Genomic DNA, 16,749 nt, shown 5'->3' with positions numbered 1-16,749 from the left:
GCCTTCCCCCCGACGGGCCGCGGGCGGGGGCTTTTCGGGCCGCGATCACCACCACGGTCGCAACCACGGCCGTCCGGCGCACGACGGCCCACGTGCGCACGACCGGGTCCACCAGCAGGTCTCAGCCGTACCGTTCGACGAGTGCGGCGCCGATCGCGGCGAGGTGGTCCCGCACACCCTCGGGACCGGTCACCTCGAGCCACTCGACCAGCCCGGCGAGCTCGCCGGCGAGCGCGTACTCGTTGTAGCCGCGGATCACGACCTCGATGCGGCCGCCGGTCGTGGCACCTCCGACCTCGAGCCGGTCGCCGAGCACCATCCGGAGCCGGGCGATCCCGTCGGGTGCGCAGGTCGCCTGGAGCTCTAGGGGCGTCCGCCTGCGGTCGACCTCGTCGGCGATCTCGCGCCAGCTCGCGGCGAGGTCGAAGTCGTCGGGTCGGTGCGCGGGATCGCCGGTCGGGTCGGCGGAGGACACGCGGTCGATCCGGAAGGTCCGCCTGCCCGCCTCGGTGTGGCAGACGAGATACCACGACGGTCCCTTGGCGACGATGCCCAGTGGGTGGACGGTCCGCTCGGTTTCGGCGCCGTTGCCGTCGACGTAGCCGAGCCGCACCTGGACGCGGCGGATCACCGCGTCCTGGAGGTCGTCGAGGAAGCGGGGCGGCGGTCGGTGCTCGATCCGGCTCGACCCCCACCGTTGCGGGTCCATGACGAACGACGACGCCGCGGCCTCGGCCTGCACCCGGAAAGGCTCCGGCAGGGCACGGACGAGCTTGCGCAGCGCCGCTTTCACGGCCGGCGTCGCCGCCGAGGCCGGGCCGGCGACCAGGAACAGGGCGCGGGCCTCACCCGCGGTCAACCCGGACAGGTCGGTGCGGGCGCCGCCCACGAGCCGCCAGCCGCCGCCCCGGCCCTGGATGGAGTAGACGGGCACGCCGGCCATGGCCAGGGCGTCGAAGTCACGGCGGGCGGTGCGCTCGGACACCTCCAGCTCCCGGGCGACGTCCGCCGCCGTCAGCTGCTCGCGCTGTTGCAGCAGCAGGAGGATGGCCATCAGCCGGTCGGCTCGCACACCGGCAAGACTCCCACGGAAAACCGGTCATGGGGTGACCGGTTTCGGTCGGCACGATGGCACCACGCCGCGACGGCCGTCGGCGCTGACGCCCCAACGAACACAGAGGAAACGCAATGTTCAACCCGACCGACTTTCCCCAACCCACCCTCGTCCCCGTCAACGGTGTGGAACTCGAGGTCTTCGAAGCGGGCCGGGAGAACGCGGGGAAGCCCATCGTGCTCTGCCACGGCTGGCCGGAGCACGCCTTCTCGTGGCGCCACCAGGTGCCTGCCCTGGCCGCGGCGGGCTACCACGTCATCGTCCCGAACCAGCGGGGCTACGGGAACTCGTCACGTCCGACCGAAGTGGCGGACTACGACATCGGGCACCTGTCGGGTGACCTCGTCGCCCTCCTCGACCACTACGGCTACGAGGACGCCACCTTCGTCGGCCACGACTGGGGCGCGTTCGTCGTCTGGGGCCTGACCCTGCTGCACCCGGACCGGGTGAACGGCGTGGTAGCGCTGAGCCTGCCCTACCAAGAGCGCGGGGACACGCCCTGGATCGAGTCCATGGAGGCCGTGCTCGGCCCCGACTTCTACTTCGTCCACTTCAACCGGCAGCCGGGCGTCGCGGACGCCGTGCTCGACGAGCACGCGGCCCGGTTCCTGCGCAACCTGTTCCGGAAGAACGAGCCGCCGAAGCCGCCGCGGCCGGGCATGGCGATGATCGATCTCGCCAGGGCGGAGACACCCCTCGGCGAGCCCGTCATGAGCGACGGCGAACTGGCCGTCTTCGTCTCCGCCTTCGCGTCGACGGGCTTCACGAGCAGTATCAACTGGTACCGGAACCTCGACCGCAACTGGCGTCTGCTGGCCGACGTGGACCCGGTCGTCCGACAGCCCGCACTCATGATCTACGGCGATCGCGACACGATCCCGAGGTCCGCACGACTGACCGAGTTCGTGCCGAACGTGGACGTGGTGGGCCTGGACTGCGGTCACTGGATCCAGCAGGAAATGCCGGACGCGACGAACCGGGCGATCCTGAAGTGGCTGGACCAGCGGGCTGCCGGCTGACGGCGGGTCCGGCCGGAACCGCACGCGCGGGCGTCCGTGCCCCGTCGCCAGGTCGAGTTCGGCACCCCGCCGGGTGCGCCGGCGGTTCCCTCAGCGGACCTTGCCGAGGATCGCGTCGACCTCGTCGAGCCGGGCCCGGTCGGCCAGGGCGTGGTGGTCGTCGGTCGGGTCGTGGTCCAGCAGCAGGGTGGCGGCGTGGTCGGCGCACTCGGTGCGCAGGCGGGTCAGCTCGTCCCGCAAGGCGGCGCGACGTGCGCCGAACGTCGTGCGCATGGCGGTGCGGACCGAGACCGCGTGCTGGTAGAGCAGCTGGGTCAGCTGGTACCGGGCGTGGGAGTTGCCCTCGTCGTCGCGCAGCAGCCGGCGGAGGTCCTTGGCCAGTGAGTCCGGGTCCACCTCCCCGGGACGGCGGCGGTGCTTGGCGATCGTCACCTCGACCACGAGCCGGCGTCGGGCGTCGCCTGCGTCGACCTGGGACATCAGGGCGAAGTCGGCCGCGATGTCCCCGGCCGTGGACGGAGGGCCGGGCCACCGCGTCGAGCGGCGGTGGACCAGGACGAACAACCGGTGCACCTCTTCCAGGTGCTCTCCCTTGCGGGCGAGCTTGCGCAGCCGCGTGCGGGCGTCCAGGAGCTCGTCGCACTGGATGCAGAGGCGCACGTAGGCAGGTGAGTCGCGCGGGACGCAGGCGGCGCGGGCTTCGGCGAGCAGCGGCAGCGCGCGGGCGCGTTCGCCCACCGCGTCCAGGAGTTCGCCCAGCATGGCGGCGGGACCGGCGGCGCCGCGCAGCCGGGTGATCCAGTGCACCATGGTGGGCAACGCCGCCAGCACGGCGTCCCGGGCCTCGCGCGCCGAGGCTTCGTCGTCCTGCCGGGCGACCGCGTCCGCCGCCGACGACAGGTGGACCGGGCGCGGGTCGTTCAGCAGGTCGAGCGCGTGCTCCACCGACGGCAGGTAGACCGGGTGCGGGTCTTCCAGCAGGTCCAGGTAGCGCTCGGGCGCGCCGTTGCGGTGCCAGGACCGGCAGAGGCGTTGGTAGCGGTCGGGGAAGTCGGCCGAGGAGTCCAGCCTGTTCTCGGCGGCGCGGATGACGCGTTCGACGGCGAACCGGGCGGCGAGACCGGACAGGTCGTTGAGCTTCCTGAGGTACGCGCGTCGACGCGCCGCGCCGGGTCGGGATCGGCGATGGCGTCGGCGAGGCTGCGCCCGCCGCTCGTCTCGTAGCAGACGACCTGGTACCAGCGACCGCCGAGGCGTTGCTGGTCGCCCGCCGCGTCGGCGGGGACCACGGGGGCGAGGCCCGCGCGGGATCCCAGGTGCTGCCAGCGCTTCAGCTCGTCGCGGTGGTCGGCGCCGATCTCGGTCGGCGTGATCAGCCGGTAGCAGCGCCGCCGGGCGGGTGCGCGGTACAGCGTGCCGCGCCTGCCGACCCCGGCGTACTCGGCGTCGAGCTCCTGCTCGATCAGCCGCACGGGTTCATCGCCGGGCGCGGTCATACGCGTCCTCGAGACGGTCGGCGACGTCGTCCAGCCCGACGCCCGTGCGCACGGCTTCGGTGAACTCGCGCAGCGCGGCGGTGAGGTCCTGCGGCGCGTCGCGTTCCGAGGCCCACGCGGTGACCTTGCGGAACAGCCGGCGGAACTCGGCGGGCACGGCGTCGGGAGCCACGGCCGGAGGGCTCTCGGCGATCACGTCCACGGGCGGCGGGACGGTGAACGGGGACGCGTCGGCGCTCCCCACCGGATCGGTCTCCCGCAGACCCGGCTCCAGCAGCCGCAGCAGCCGCCGTCTGCTCTCGGCCAGCATGTCGATCCTGCCGATGCTGGTGCTCTGCCGGAACGTCGCCTCGTACTCGCGCCCCGCGTTGACGTGGAACACCTTGACCTCGAGCAGCCCGTTCACGTCGAGCTTGAACGTGATGTCGAACTGGTGGTGGCCCGCTTCCCGCGGCTCGATCTTGTCCAGCACGATCGTGCCGACCCGGGTGTTGTCGAACACCAGGCCCGACTCGCCCTGGTAGATCGGCACCTCGACGTTCTCGGAGTCCTTCTGGTTGGTGTAGCGCTTCTCCTTGCGCGTCGGGATCTTCGCGCCGCGCTCGATCAGCGGGTCGAACCTGTCGTCCTGCACGCCGACGCCGAGGGTGTGCTCGGTGATGAGCCGGATCTCGAAGTCGTCGGCGTCGGACTGGCGCTCCGCGGTCGGCCGCCGGTTGAGGTCGAAGGAGTCCGACGCCTCGAACCGGCCGGCGAGGATCGCGGCGCCCCGTGCGACGAGGGTGTCGGGATCGCCGTCGGCGCGGACGAAGTCGTCGTCCTTCTCGAAGTGGTCGACCAGCATCTCCCGCACGAGCGGGATCCGGGTCGACCCGCCGACCAGCAGGACGGCGTCGACGTCCAGCGGCGGCTCGTCCGGGCCGCCCCTGGCCATCTCCAGCGCCTCCAGGACCTTCGTCAGCGACCGGTCCAACGTGGGCTTGATCAACGACCTGAGCGTGGCGCGGTCGAGTTCGACCGGCGGCACGCCGCCGCCCAGGTCGATCGTGGTGCTCTCGTGCAGGGAGAGCTTGCGCTTGGCCTTCTCGGCGGCGGCCAGCGCCTGCATGCGCTCGTCGTCGCTCGGGGACGAGCGGCCCACCTTGTCGTTGAGCCACTTCGCGATGGCCGCGTCGAAGTCCCCGCCGCCCAACCGCGCGTCACCGGCGGTGGCGAGGACGGTGATCTGCCGGTCCTCGGTCTCGATGATCGACACGTCGAACGTGCCGCCGCCGAGGTCGAAGACCAGGTAGACCTTCGCCTCCTCCTCGGCGCGGTCCACCCCGTACGCGATCGCCGCCGCGGTGGGCTCCGGGATCAGCTGCCGCGGGTGCAGGCCGGCCAGCAGCGCCGCTTCCTCGGTGGCCTTCTTCTGCCGTTCGGTGAAGTAGGCCGGCACGGTGACCACCGCGTCGTGCACGCCGCGCCCGAGCTCCCGTTCGGCGATCTCCTTCATCCGCATCAGCACCAGGGCGCTGACCTCCTGCGGCCGCAACCACTCGCCGTGCAGGCGGACGCGCAGCGGGTCGTCCACGCGGAACGACGTGCCCCTCGCCCCGAACAGCTCCAGCGTCTCCTCGCTGAAGAGCGCGCCCATCTCGCGCTTGACCTCGATGATCGTCTCGCGGCCCCGGCCGGGCGCGGACATGGCCTGCTTCGCCGCGGCGCCGACGATCACCACGCCGGCGTCCGGGTCGAAGCCGACCACGGAGGGCGTGGTGCCGGCGGGCGGGTCGAAGGTGCGGTCGGGAACGATCACCGCGGTGTCCTCGTCGGAGTCGAACACCGCGATCGCCGAGTACGTCGTGCCCAGGTCGATGCCGACGACCCGGTGCAGGTGCGCGTTCTTGTCGTCCATGGTCCCCGTCATCCGTTGGTCCGGCCCGGCCGCTGGTCGTCGAGCAAGGGGGTCGGGCGGAAGTCCGCGGTGAAGTCCGTCCGGGTCGTGTCGTCCGGGTGGTGGACCGCCTCCCCGGCGTCGAGCAGGAACCGCTCGAGTTCACGGCGCAGCGCGGCGAGGCTGGTCGCCCGGTCGTCGAAGACCGGGTGGCCCGCGGGTTCGAGCCGCAGCAACGCCAACGGCGGGTGCTCCGCGTCGTAGGCGGCCCGGTCCTCCGGCTTCTCCAGGCTGAGCCGGTGCGCCCGCGCGATCGCGTCGTCGCTCGCGCCGCCCGCCTTCAGCCGGGCGACGTGCCGATCGGTGGCCGCGCGGACCTCGGCGGCCGTCGCCTCCGGCGCGATGCCGAGCTCCGCGTAGCGGTTCGCGCGCGGCACGACGAGCGGCAACGCGAAGAGCGAGGTGACGTCCATGGACTCGATTCCGATCACTTGCGTGCCGACGGGAAGCGACTGCCGTGCGACGGTAAACGCGCCGGCCGGGGACCCCTCCCGGGCAGCGGCGTGCCGCGGCTTCCGCACGTCCTCCGACCGCGCTCTTCGCGCATGCCGTGCAGCCCCGGGGATCCGATCGAGGCACCGCCCGGACGGGCCGCGCGTCAGGTGGTGGTGTCGTGGGGGAGCGCCACCGCGCCCTGACCGTCCGGGTCGGGGCGCATCGCGCTGCTCGCGGCCGAGCTGATCCGGCCGCGGAGGGCCGGTGTGTGCCGTGGCGGGGCCAGTCGGCCGTCCGGGGTGGCCAGGACGAGCGCCAGGGCGCAGGCCAGGCGCACGTGGACGTCGAGCGTCGCGTCGGGCGTGACGGCCAGCGCCCGCACGAGTCCGGGCAGCACGAGCAGTTCCTCGCGGCGGCCCGGCGAGGTGACGACCGCGGGTGTGGGCGCCCGGCTTCGCGTGGTCATGGTCCACGGCAGGCCGCCGACGAGGTCGACGATCACGTGCGCGCGGCGGGAGAACTCGCGCAGCGCGTCGAACCCGTCGCCGTCGACGTGGTTCCACTCGGTCAGGCGGTGGACCCCGGCCGCCATCAGCACCGGCCCGAGCGCCTGGTGCTCACCCGCCCCGACCACGACGACGTCGGCCGAACGGGGTCCGCGTCGGGTGCCGGACAGGGCGGAGATGACCTTCGCGGCCGTCACGATCGCGGCGGCGTCGCGGTCGGCGACCACCGGCGGCAGGCCCCACGCCGCCTGCACCCGGGCCGTGCGATCGGCGTTGACGCGGGTGAGCACGACGGCCGACGCGGGCTCGGCGAGCGCGGCCAACCGCTGGTCGAGGTGATCGGGGCCGGCCACGTCCAGCGGGAGCGTCCGGACCGGGACGCCGGCGAGCCTCCGCAGCACCACCGCGACCCTGCGCAGGTCCGCCCGCACGGTGCTCGGGTCCGCCAGCGCGCTGCCGTCCCCGGCGACCACCACCGGGCCGGCGCCACCGGTCACCACGGCAGGTGCTTCCCCGCACGGGGTGCAAGGCCGCACGGCGTCGCGTGACGACGTCGCACTGGTCGGGTATCGGGGACCGCGTGGCCGGCGTGACGTGGGTCAACGCCCGTGGGGACGTTGTCGCGCACCCGAGTCGTCGCCGGCGTCGCCGAGCGGGAGAGGGCGGAACCCTCCCGCGGTGCCGCCCGGAAGCGGACCGCGGGCGGAGGCGCCGTCGACCCGTGCCGGTGCCGGCCACGCGGCTCCCCGTGGACAGGAATACCGGAAAAGGACGTCGACCACGTGTTGCTGTCGGTCCGCGCGTGCGGGTGTCGGGTCTTCTCCGCCACCCGGATTTCGACAGCGGTGGCGCAGCACCCGACGCCCGCCGATCCGGCATTCATTCCCACGGTGCTCCTATCGTCCCGGCGGCACGAGCGCTTGAGCGGCCGGTGCCGGAACTGACCCGCGCGGGGGAGGAACGCGTCGGAGCGCGAAGGATTCCCCGTGCCACGATCGACATCCGGGTCAAACTCCTGGTGGTCGTCCGCCTGGCCGCCCTGCTCGTCCGGGTGGTGCCACGGGCGGGCGACCAGGGCCGACCGACACCTCCGGTAGCTCTGATGCCCTGGATCGGCAACAACCGGGTGGACCGGCGTCCGTGCGTTCGTCCCGTTCCGGGACGGGTGTTAGTTTTTCGCCGCAACGGACGGTCGACGATCCCGAAAGAAAACCCACCCGCGGTCGTCGGTCGTCATCCGGAATTCCCTTTCCCGCGCCGCGCGGATCCGCTCCGACCGGAATGCGGATTCCGACGCGGGCGGCACACCGACGAACGAGGAGCCGGCAAGTGGCGGAGACGCACGCGGGTGCGAACGGGCTGGTCCACTGGGAGATGGTCAAATCCGTCACCGATTACGTCGCCGCCGTCCGCGCCGTCGTGGAACGGGGTGACGACTCGCACCGGGCCGCCGTGACGGCGAGCGAGCTGCCGGGGTTGCTGGAGATCGTCCAGGCGCTGGTCGACCGGCACCGCCCGGACGACCACGGCCGGTGCCGCGCGTGTCGGACCCCGCTCGGCTGGGTGCGGTCGATCGTGCCGTGGGTGGCCGTCGGGGTGCCCTCGCCGTGCGGACCGGTGATGGCGGTCTGGGAACGCCTCGCCCCCAACCGGCCGGACCGCCGTCGTCCACTGCGCGACCTCGCCCGGCTGGTCGGTCGACGATGACCGGCGACTCCCCTCGGAGGGCGAGGCCCGGCGGGATTCGTCGCCGACCCACCACAGTGGACGGAAATCACCTGAACCGGTCGATCCCGGACCAACACGGGCGGGAGTTGCGCACCGAGAGCGGATCTCCCGCCGCATAACGCGATCGTGCACCTGACAGTGGTGCCCCGAGCGGGTGTCGGACCGGTCGACGTGCACCGTCGGCTGCACGATCGTCGTGATCGACTCCCTCGCGGAGGCGAGCGGGCCGCCGCTGTGGTGCTGTGGTCCGGCAATCCGCGATGTCCGCGCTCCGGTGGGTGAGGGAGGCAAGCGTGGTTCGGTCGCCCGCGCGTCGGATCGGTTCCGCCACGGCCGCGGCGGTCGCGGTGCTCAGCCTGGTCGTGTGGAGCAGCCCTCCCGCGATGCCCGCTCAGCAGACCGCCGCCCCACGGGCCGCGTTCAACTGCGGGTCGCTGTACTCGTTGCAGGGCACGGGCGCGAACCCGGGCACCCGCACCCTGTGGTCGGTCGACCCCGCCACGGGCGTCGGCACGCCGACGGCGACGTTCAGCGGCGTGTCCGGCACGATCAACGCGCTGGGCATCACGGAGGGCGGCAGCGCGGCGTACGGCGTGGCGGCCAACGGTTCGGCCCGCACGATCTACCGCTTCGACGCCACGACCGGCACGACGACCTCGGTGGCCGGCATCCCCGACGCCCCGGTGACGCACGGCGCCGTCAACCCCCGCAACGGCTTCTACTACTACGGCGGGTTCTCCGGCACCACGTTGAGGGTCTACGGCTTCGACCCCGCCACCGGCACGTCGCTCGGCCTGGTCGCGCAGGGCGCCATGCCGACCGACGGCGCGAACGGGGACTGGGCGTTCGACCAGCAGGGCACCCTGTACGTCGTCGGCGGCGCGGGCGGCGCGAACAGCGTGTTCGCCGTGAACGAGGAGATCCCGACGACCGCCGGGCCCGCGAAGGCGATCACCGGCAGCCGGATCACCTCGGTCAGCACGCCGGGTCAGGCGCTCAACGGCATCGCGTTCGCCGGCGACGGCTACCTGTACCTGGCCAGCGGCACGACGCTGTACCGCGCCAACCCGAGCACCGGCGCCGTGCTGGACAGCCGCCAGCTGTCCCAGGCGGGCTCCGTCGACTTCGGCTCGTGCGCCTCGCCGAACACCATCACCGTGCGCAAGAACTTCCCGCGCGGCCGGGTCACCCCCTCCGACCAGGCCACCCTGACGGTGACCGGCGGCGGGATCACCACGGGCAACACCGGCACCACGACGGGCACCGACGCGGGCTTGCAGACCGAACCGGCCGAGGTCGCCGGACCGGTGTTCGGCCTGGCGGGCACCACCTACACCGTGTCGGAGTCGGGCAGCGGCACGGTCGACAGCGGACCGACCACCCCCGGCTACGACCGCTCGTGGGAGTGCGTGAACCAGAACACCGGGCAGACGCTGGCCACCGGCACCGGCACGACCGGGCGCTTCACCATGCCCAACGGCGGCGTCGCCGGCGTCGCCGCGCTGTGCACGTTCACCAACACGGCCGAGGTCGCGCGCATCGACCTGGTGAAGAGCGCCGCGCCGATCACCGACGTGGACGGCAACGGCCCCGACGCCGGTGACACGATCGCCTACACCTTCACCGTGACCAACACCGGCACGGTCCCGTTGCAGACGGTTCGGGTGGACGACCCGAAGGTCGGCCCGGTGACCTGCCCGGCCGGCGTGGTGGCGGTCGGCGCTTCGACCACCTGCACGGCGACCTACCAGCTCACGCAGGCCGACGTGGACAGCGGCACGGTGCCGAACACCGCGAAGGCCACGGGCACCGCGACCGACCTGCCCGACGCGACCGACGAGGACTCCGTCACCACGCCCGTGCCCGTGACCCGCGGCATCGCGCTGGACAAGCAGGCCGGCGCGGTCACCGACACCGACGGCAACGGCCACGACGCGGGCGACACCATCACCTACTCGTTCACCGTCACCAACACGGGCAACGTGACGCTGAACGCGGTGTCGGTGAGCGATCCGAAGGTCGGGCCGGTCACGTGCGCGGCGACGTCGCTCGCCGCCGGCGCGTCCACCACCTGCACCGCCGAGCCCTACACCCTCACGCAGGCCGACGTCGACGCGGGCAAGGTCGACAACAAGGCCACCGCCACGGGCACCCCGCCCTCCGGCGACCCGGTGACCGCCGACGACACCACGTCCACGCCCCTGTCCGGCACGCCCTCGATCTCGTTGGGCAAGGCCGTGAACGAGGTGACCGACGTGAACGGCAACCACCTCACCGACGCCGGCGACACGATCTCCTACGCGTTCACGGTGACCAACACGGGCAACGTGACGCTGAGCCCGGTGTCGGTGAGCGATCCGAAGGTCGGGCCGGTCACGTGCGCGGTGACGTCGCTGGCCGTCGGCGCGTCCACCACCTGCACCGCCGAGCCCTACCGGCTGACCCAGGCCGACGTGGACGCGGGCAAGGTCGACAACACGGCCACGGCCACCGGCACCCCACCGTCCGGCGACCCGGTGACCGCCACCGACGCGGTCAGCACGCCGGTCACCTCCGGCCCGTCGATCGTGCTGGCGAAGGCCGCCGGCGAGGTCACCGACGTGAACGGCAACCAGCTCGTGGACGCCGGTGACACGATCTCCTACGCGTTCACGGTGACGAACACGGGCAACGTCACGCTGAACCCGGTGTCGGTGGCCGACTCGAAGGTCGGGCCGGTCACGTGCGCGGCGACGTCGCTCGCCCCCGGCACGTCCACGCAGTGCACGGCGCAGCCCTACGCGCTGACGCAGGCCGACGTCGACGCGGGCGAGGTCGACAACACGGCCACCGCCACCGGCACCCCGCCCACCGGCAACCCGGTCACCGACGACGACACCGTCACCACCCCCGTCCCGCCCGTCCCGGGCATCGCGCTGGACAAGCGGGCCGGCGCGATCACGGACGTGAACGGCAACCAGGTCACCGACGCGGGCGACACGATCTCCTACGCGTTCACCGTCACCAACACCGGCAACGTCACGCTCGACCCGATCGCCGTGGACGACCCGAAGACGGGCCCGGTGACCTGCGCCGCGACGCGCCTCGCTCCCGCCGGTTCGACCGGGTGCGCCGCGTCGTACACCCTGACCCAGGCCGACGTGGACGCCGGCGCCGTGCACAACACCGCGACCGCGACCGGGCAACCGCCGTCCGGCGACCCGGTGACCGCCGAGGACGGCACCGTCACGTCGGTGCCGACCGTGGCGGTGATCGTGCTGGACAAGGAGTCCGGCGGCGTCACCGACGTGGACGGCAACGGCCCGGACGCCGGCGACACGATCACCTACACGTTCGTCGTGACCAACGCGGGCAACGTCACGCTCGACCCGGTCTCCGTCCGGGACACCCTGGTCGGCGACGTGACCTGCCCGGCCGGTGCGCTCGCGCCCGGCAGTTCGGTGACCTGCACCGCCGCGCCGTACACGTTGACCCAGGCCGACATCGACGCGGGCCTGGTCGAGAACACGGCGACCACGACCGGCACCCCGCCCACCGGCGACCCGGTCACCGACGAGGACACCACGTCGACCCCCGTCCACGGCCAGGGAGGTCTGGCGCTGGAGAAGAACTCCTCCGGCGTGACCGACCGCAACGGCAACGGCGTCACCGACCCGGGGGACGTCATCACCTACACCTTCAGCGTCACCAACGAAGGCACGGTGACGCTGGACCCGGTCACCGTCACCGACCCCGTGGTGGGCGCGGTGACCTGCCCGGCGAGCCGACTGGGCCCCGGCGCGACCATGACCTGCACGGCGGAGCCCTACGTGCTCACCCAGGCCGACATCGACGCGGGGTCCAAGACCAACACGGCCACCGCGACCGGCACACCGCCGAGCGGCGACCCGGTGACCGGCACCGACGAGGTCGTCACGCTGATCACCCGGCTGCCGTCGCTCTCGCTGGAGAAGACGGCCGGCGGGGTCACCGACACCGATGCCAACGGCAGCGACGCCGGGGACACCATCACCTACCGGTTCGTGGTGACCAACACCGGCAACGTGACGCTCGACCCGATCGCGGTGGACGACCCGAAGACCGGTCCCGTGGCCTGCCCGGTGACGGCGCTGGCCCCCGGCGCGTCGGTCACGTGCACGGCCACGTACACGTTGACGCAGGCCGACGTCGACGCCGGCCTGGTCGAGAACACGGCGACCGCCACCGGTCAGCCGCCCTACGGCGACCCGGTCGTCGGCACCGACGGCGCCACCACGCCGGTGGACGTCGTCGCTGGCCTGGCGGTGGACAAGCAGGCCGTGCTGGCCGACGTCAACGGTGACGGCCGGGCCCAGGCGGGGGAGCGGATCGACTACGCGTTCACCGTGACCAACACCGGCGCGGTCACGATCACCGACCCGGCGATCGAGGACGACCGGCTGGCCGGCGCCGGGATCGCGGTCACCTGCCCGGCCGGACCGCTGGCGCCGGGCGCCGTCATCACCTGCACCGCGTCCTACACCGTGACGCGGGCCGACGTCGAGGCCGGCAGCGTCCCCAACACCGCCACCGCCACCGGCAAGACCCCGACCGGCCGTGAGGTCGACTCCCCACCGGACACCGCCACCGTGCCGGCGGGCGACGTGCCGGGCACGACCCCGACGTCACCGCAGGAGCCACTACCGACCCCACCCGCCGACGACCTGCCGGACACGGGCGTGAACCTCGCCCTGCCGATCCTGGGCGGCCTCCTGCTGCTGGCGCTCGGCCTGCTCGGACTGCACCTGGGGAGGTCCCGCCGACACCGTTCGTGACCTGAGGTTCCGCTGGGGTCCGGGATTCAGGTTCGCGCGGCGCTCTCCTGGATGGCGAGCCAGGCTTCGTGCTGGTGGCCGGTCTTCTCCCAGAGGACCGGCAGCGCTTCGGGGCCGATGTCGTCCAATGGGATCCGGAGCTCGGTCAGCGCCGCGGCGAACTCGTCGAGGGTGGTCAGCGTGCGTCGATCGGTGCCGTCGGGTCCGGTGCGGGTGAGCGTGCGGGCGCGGAGGGCCAGTTCGTGGCCGTCGCGGTGGTGCTGGGCGAGGAGCACCCGGACGAACGGGGAGTCCGGTTGCTTGTTCCGCGCCCGATCGGCGAACTCGGCGAGGTCGCGCGGTTCGGTGCGGAAGTCGTAGGAGGACACCGTGCCCGCCGGGTCGTGGTGCACGCGCCAGGTCGCGGTGTCGAGGCGCTCCAGCCGGTAGACCCGAGGCCCTTGCCGGTAGGTGCCTTCCCGCAACGGCAGCGGTTCGAGGAACGCGTCCCCGATGCCGGTATCGGCCAGCCACCGGTCTCCTCCGACGTCCACCAGCAGGGCGATGTGGTTGCCCCACTGCCGGTCGCCGCGGGTGGCGCGCAGCACCGCGCCCTCCACGATCGCCACCGCGAACCCGGCCGCCCGCAGGAGCAGCGCGAGCGCGCCGTTCATCTCGAAGCAGAGACCCCCGCGTCGGCGGCGGGCGAACTTGTCCACCAGGGCGTCCGGGGTGAGCAGGACCGGCCTGCCGAGTTGGACGTCGACGTTCTCGTACGGCACCCGCAGTCGCCACGCCCGGTGCAGCCGTCCCAGCGAGGCCGCATCGGCCCGGACGGGCTCGCGGTGGTCCAGGCGGTCGAGGAACTCGTCGATCGTCACGGGGGTCCTCCAGCTTGGCTACATCGACTCTAAAGTTAGAGTAACTCTAATGATGTAGTGAATCCAGTACGCTGGTCGCATGACCGAACCGGTGGGGTTGCGCGAGCGGAAGAAGCTGCGCACTCGCAGGGCGCTGATCGAGACGGCGTACCGGCTCTTCGAGCAGCAGGGGTACGACCGGACGACCACGGCCGAGATCGCCGCGGCCGCCGAGGTGTCCACCGCGACGTTCTTCAACCACTTCGCCACGAAGGAGGACCTGCTCCTCACCGACGACGGCCGGCACCTCCTGCGCGCCGGGCTGGACGTGATCGCGGAACGCCGCTCGGACGAGACGGCGCGCGACCTCCTGCGGCGCGCGATGCACCGGATGCTGGCCGAGGCCGGGACGGGGGTCCGCGACCCGGCGGGCGAGCTGGAGCGGATCCGACTGCACCTCGTCACGTCGGTGCCGGCGCTGTGGGCGGCGATGTTGCAGCGGGCGTCCGACGCCCAGCAGGAACTGGCCACCGCACTGCGACAGGCGTTCCCCGACGACCTCGACGACCTCGACGCCGCCGTGCTCGTCGGCGCCGTCACCGGGGCCGTCTTCGCCGCCGGGCGCACCGCCGTGCGCACCGGCGAGCCCCTCGACGCCGCGATGCGGCGCGCCATCGACGTCGCGACCCGGTAGCGGGCGCCCGGGTCCGCGCGGTGAAGCCGCCGACCACGGCACGGCCAGGCGGCTAGCGGTCGACCGTGATGACGACCTTGGCGCGGGCGTGCTCCAGTTCCAGGTACCGGACGGCCTCCGGGGTCTCGGGCAGCGAATAGGTCCGGTCGATGACGGGGACCACGTCGCCCGACTCGGCCAGCCCGGCCAGCGTCGCCAGGTTCTCCCGGCTCGTCCTCGTGTTCAGCGCGACGAAGCGCTGGCTGACGAAGCGGGACGTCAGCGCGGCCTTGATGGTCAGGCCCATCGGCCCGACGAGGCTGCCGCCGTCGGACACGCCGCCGCCGCTGAGCACCAGGACCCCGTCGGGCGTCAGGGCCCGTCGCAGCTCGGCCAGGGAGCGGTTCGCCACGAGGTCGAAGACGACGTCGTAGCGCTGCCCGTTCGCGGCGAAGTCCTCGTTCTTGTAGTCCACGACGTGGTCCGCGCCGATCGCCCGCAGCAGGTCGACGTTCCTCGTGCTGCACACCGCGGTCACCTCGGCGCCGAACGACTTGGCGATCTGCACGGCGAACGTCCCGACGCCGCCCGACGCCCCGTTGACCAGCATCCGCTGTCCCGGTCGGGCTCCGGCCAGGTCGCGCACCCCCATGAGGGCGGTGTTGCCCGCCACCGGCATCGCCGCCGCCTGCTCGAACGTCAGGCCCGCCGGCTTGCGCGCCACCAGGTCCTCCGGGGCGCACACGTACTCGGCGAACGCGCCGTCGGCGAAGCCGAGGTCGCCGAACACCTCGTCACCGGGCCGGAACCGGACCACGCGCCGGCCGACCGCCTCCACCCGACCGGCGAAGTCACGACCGCGGATCCGCCGCTTGGGCCCGGACCAGCCGAAGGCCGCCGGCATCACCACGCGCGCCAGGCGCGGGTCGCCGCGCATGACGTGCCAGTCGGCCGCGTTGACCGAGGCCGCGTGCACCCGCACCAGCACCTCGTCATCGGCCGGCGCCGGGTCGTCGACCTCCTCCAACCGCAAGCGGTCCGACGAGCCGTAGCGGTCCTGGACGATCGCCTTCATGGGGGCCTCCGTGGCGTGCGGGGTGCGGGGCCGGCCTGCCGGAAGCGTCGGCGCCGGCGCCGACGGTAGAGGAGCGCACGCCGTGCGGACATCAGGGAGGAACCCTAAGGGGCGCACGGGTTTCGCCGCGCGGATCGCGCGGTACGCATTGCGCGGCATGGATTGCGCCGTACGGACGGCGCGGTGCGCAGTGCGCCGCGTGGGAGGCAGCCGGCGTCCTCAACCGGTGCGGGAGGTGATCCAGCGGGTCAGGGTGTCGAGGTAGCCGGGCGCCAGGTGGCCGCCGTCGACGAGGACGCGGTGGTCGGCGCCCGGGAACACCTCGACGGTCAACGTCGCCCGCGGGTCGCGGTCGGGGTGCGTGGCGGCGGCGGTGAACAGCTCGACGCTGTCGGCGACCGGGACCAGTTCGTCCGCGCCGCCGAAGATCGCCAGCTGCGGGCAGCGCAGGCGCAGCGCGTCCGGGATCGGGTCGTGGTCCAGCTTGCGCTTGATGGACTCCCAGAGGCGGTCGTCCACGTCGGCCCAGAACTCGACGAACTCGGGCGGCGTCGGCGCGGCCTCGAACCGCCGGGTCGCCTCCGCGAGGTCGGCGTCGCGCCGGCCGGCCTCGACCACGCGGTCGTAGGCGGCCAGCGAGGCGGCGACGCCCTCGTCGTCGACGCCTTCGGTCCGGCTCAGCCAGGTTGCCACCGCGTAGCGGTCCTGGGCGGCGTACGTCATGCCGGGGGTGCCGTTGGTGACCACCCACGGCACGTCGTCGCGCAGGGTGGCCGCGCGCAGCACCACCCCGCCGCCCTCGCTGTGGCCGAACAGCCCGGTGGCCTCGGCCCGCACGTCGGGCCGACCGCGCAGGAAGTCCAGCGCGGCGGCGGCATCGGCGGCCAGGGTCGCCGGCGTCGAGTCGCGCAAGTCACCGGACGAACCGCCGACGCCGCGCTTGTCGTAGGACAGCACGGCGATCCCGGCGTCCACCAGGTGCGCGCGGATCGCGGGGAAGTGGTTGCCGTTGTCCCGGTCGGACGGCCCCGAACCGCCGACCATGACACCCTCAGTGTCAACCTCAAGAATTAGATCAAGCGGCTGCGGCTTGGTCGGTGAGTCGTTGCGCGCCGCCGTGGAGTTCGGGGTCGTA

The 16,749-nt window shown here is 72.9% G+C and carries 13 protein-coding genes; 4 read left to right on the top strand and 9 right to left on the bottom strand.

Translation table 11 applies throughout. The features are described 5' to 3' along the window. Window positions 1–121 precede the first annotated feature (121 nt). Complete coding sequence (locus ABTZ99_RS42730; protein ID WP_498772948.1) at window positions 122–1,072, bottom strand: helix-turn-helix transcriptional regulator; 951 nt, start codon at window positions 1,070–1,072, stop codon at window positions 122–124. 116 nt (window positions 1,073–1,188) lie between these two features. Here ABTZ99_RS42730 and ABTZ99_RS42725 point away from each other — a divergent pair, with 116 nt between their 5' ends. Next, window positions 1,189–2,133 carry an alpha/beta fold hydrolase gene (locus tag ABTZ99_RS42725; protein ID WP_498772950.1) on the top strand — a complete coding sequence of 315 codons (945 nt, stop codon included), beginning with the start codon at window positions 1,189–1,191 and terminating at the stop codon, window positions 2,131–2,133. 90 nt (window positions 2,134–2,223) lie between these two features. Here the strand turns inward: ABTZ99_RS42725 and ABTZ99_RS42720 are convergent, their stop codons facing one another. The 5 genes from ABTZ99_RS42720 to ABTZ99_RS42700 form a co-directional block, all read right to left on the bottom strand. Next, window positions 2,224–3,078, bottom strand: coding sequence for a hypothetical protein (locus ABTZ99_RS42720; protein ID WP_499618800.1), 855 nt, complete (start codon window positions 3,076–3,078; stop codon window positions 2,224–2,226). Continuing rightward, window positions 3,054–3,629, bottom strand: coding sequence for a hypothetical protein (locus ABTZ99_RS42715; protein WP_498772954.1), 576 nt, complete (start codon window positions 3,627–3,629; stop codon window positions 3,054–3,056). Before ABTZ99_RS42715 ends, ABTZ99_RS42720 begins: the two co-directional genes overlap by 25 nt. Beyond that, window positions 3,610–5,526, bottom strand: a complete 1,917-nt coding sequence (locus tag ABTZ99_RS42710; protein ID WP_499618799.1) for an Hsp70 family protein — start codon at window positions 5,524–5,526, stop codon at window positions 3,610–3,612. Before ABTZ99_RS42710 ends, ABTZ99_RS42715 begins: the two co-directional genes overlap by 20 nt. An 8-nt stretch (window positions 5,527–5,534) precedes the next feature. Next, window positions 5,535–5,978: a hypothetical protein gene (locus ABTZ99_RS42705; RefSeq protein WP_498772958.1), complete on the bottom strand. Its 444-nt coding sequence runs from the start codon at window positions 5,976–5,978 to the stop codon at window positions 5,535–5,537. Between the two features lie 185 nt (window positions 5,979–6,163). Beyond that, entirely contained in the window at window positions 6,164–7,006 is an 843-nt protein-coding gene (locus ABTZ99_RS42700) for a hypothetical protein (RefSeq protein ID WP_499618798.1), read from the bottom strand. A gap of 829 nt (window positions 7,007–7,835) precedes the next feature. Here ABTZ99_RS42700 and ABTZ99_RS42695 point away from each other — a divergent pair. Together ABTZ99_RS42695 and ABTZ99_RS42690 are read left to right on the top strand one after the other, a co-directional pair. After that, a complete protein-coding gene (locus ABTZ99_RS42695) occupies window positions 7,836–8,213 on the top strand; it encodes a hypothetical protein (RefSeq protein WP_498772961.1) in 378 nt (125 codons plus the stop codon). A gap of 314 nt (window positions 8,214–8,527) precedes the next feature. Next, entirely contained in the window at window positions 8,528–13,027 is a 4,500-nt protein-coding gene (locus ABTZ99_RS42690) for a beta strand repeat-containing protein (protein WP_499618796.1), read from the top strand. Between the two features lie 26 nt (window positions 13,028–13,053). Here the strand turns inward: ABTZ99_RS42690 and ABTZ99_RS42685 are convergent, their stop codons facing one another. Continuing rightward, a complete protein-coding gene (locus tag ABTZ99_RS42685) occupies window positions 13,054–13,887 on the bottom strand; it encodes an arylamine N-acetyltransferase family protein (protein WP_499618795.1) in 834 nt (277 codons plus the stop codon). Between the two features lie 79 nt (window positions 13,888–13,966). Between ABTZ99_RS42685 and ABTZ99_RS42680 the strand changes: the two genes are divergently transcribed. After that, the gene (locus ABTZ99_RS42680) at window positions 13,967–14,560 is read left to right on the top strand and encodes a TetR/AcrR family transcriptional regulator (protein ID WP_498772969.1); all 594 of its coding nucleotides are present in this window, start codon (window positions 13,967–13,969) and stop codon (window positions 14,558–14,560) included. A 52-nt stretch (window positions 14,561–14,612) separates the two neighbouring features. Here ABTZ99_RS42680 and ABTZ99_RS42675 read toward each other — a convergent pair whose 3' ends face one another. Beyond that, a complete protein-coding gene (locus tag ABTZ99_RS42675) occupies window positions 14,613–15,614 on the bottom strand; it encodes an NAD(P)-dependent alcohol dehydrogenase (protein ID WP_498772971.1) in 1,002 nt (333 codons plus the stop codon). Between the two features lie 219 nt (window positions 15,615–15,833). Further along, window positions 15,834–16,658 (bottom strand): alpha/beta hydrolase family protein, encoded by an 825-nt coding sequence (locus ABTZ99_RS42670; protein ID WP_499618793.1) that lies wholly within the window; start codon window positions 16,656–16,658, stop codon window positions 15,834–15,836. Between the last annotated feature and the right edge of the window lie 91 nt (window positions 16,659–16,749).

Source organism: Actinosynnema sp. NPDC002837 (assembly GCF_040295345.1).
GTDB lineage: Bacteria > Actinomycetota > Actinomycetes > Mycobacteriales > Pseudonocardiaceae > Actinosynnema.
Note: the sequence above shows the minus strand (reverse complement) of the source record. Positions and strands in the feature narration are given on the sequence as shown.

Bases quoted from the DNA above. Each gene is read 5' to 3' on its own strand.
- ABTZ99_RS42710 (WP_499618799.1), bottom strand. From the start codon at position 5,526: ATGGACGACAAGAACGCGCACCTGCACCGGGTCGTCGGCATCGACCTG.
- ABTZ99_RS42675 (WP_498772971.1), bottom strand. From the start codon at position 15,614: ATGAAGGCGATCGTCCAGGACCGCTACGGCTCGTCGGACCGCTTGCGG.
- ABTZ99_RS42725 (WP_498772950.1), top strand. From the start codon at position 1,189: ATGTTCAACCCGACCGACTTTCCCCAACCCACCCTCGTCCCCGTCAAC.
- ABTZ99_RS42705 (WP_498772958.1), bottom strand. From the start codon at position 5,978: ATGGACGTCACCTCGCTCTTCGCGTTGCCGCTCGTCGTGCCGCGCGCG.
- ABTZ99_RS42680 (WP_498772969.1), top strand. From the start codon at position 13,967: ATGACCGAACCGGTGGGGTTGCGCGAGCGGAAGAAGCTGCGCACTCGC.
- ABTZ99_RS42670 (WP_499618793.1), bottom strand. From the start codon at position 16,658: ATGGTCGGCGGTTCGGGGCCGTCCGACCGGGACAACGGCAACCACTTC.
- ABTZ99_RS42715 (WP_498772954.1), bottom strand. From the start codon at position 3,629: ATGACCGCGCCCGGCGATGAACCCGTGCGGCTGATCGAGCAGGAGCTC.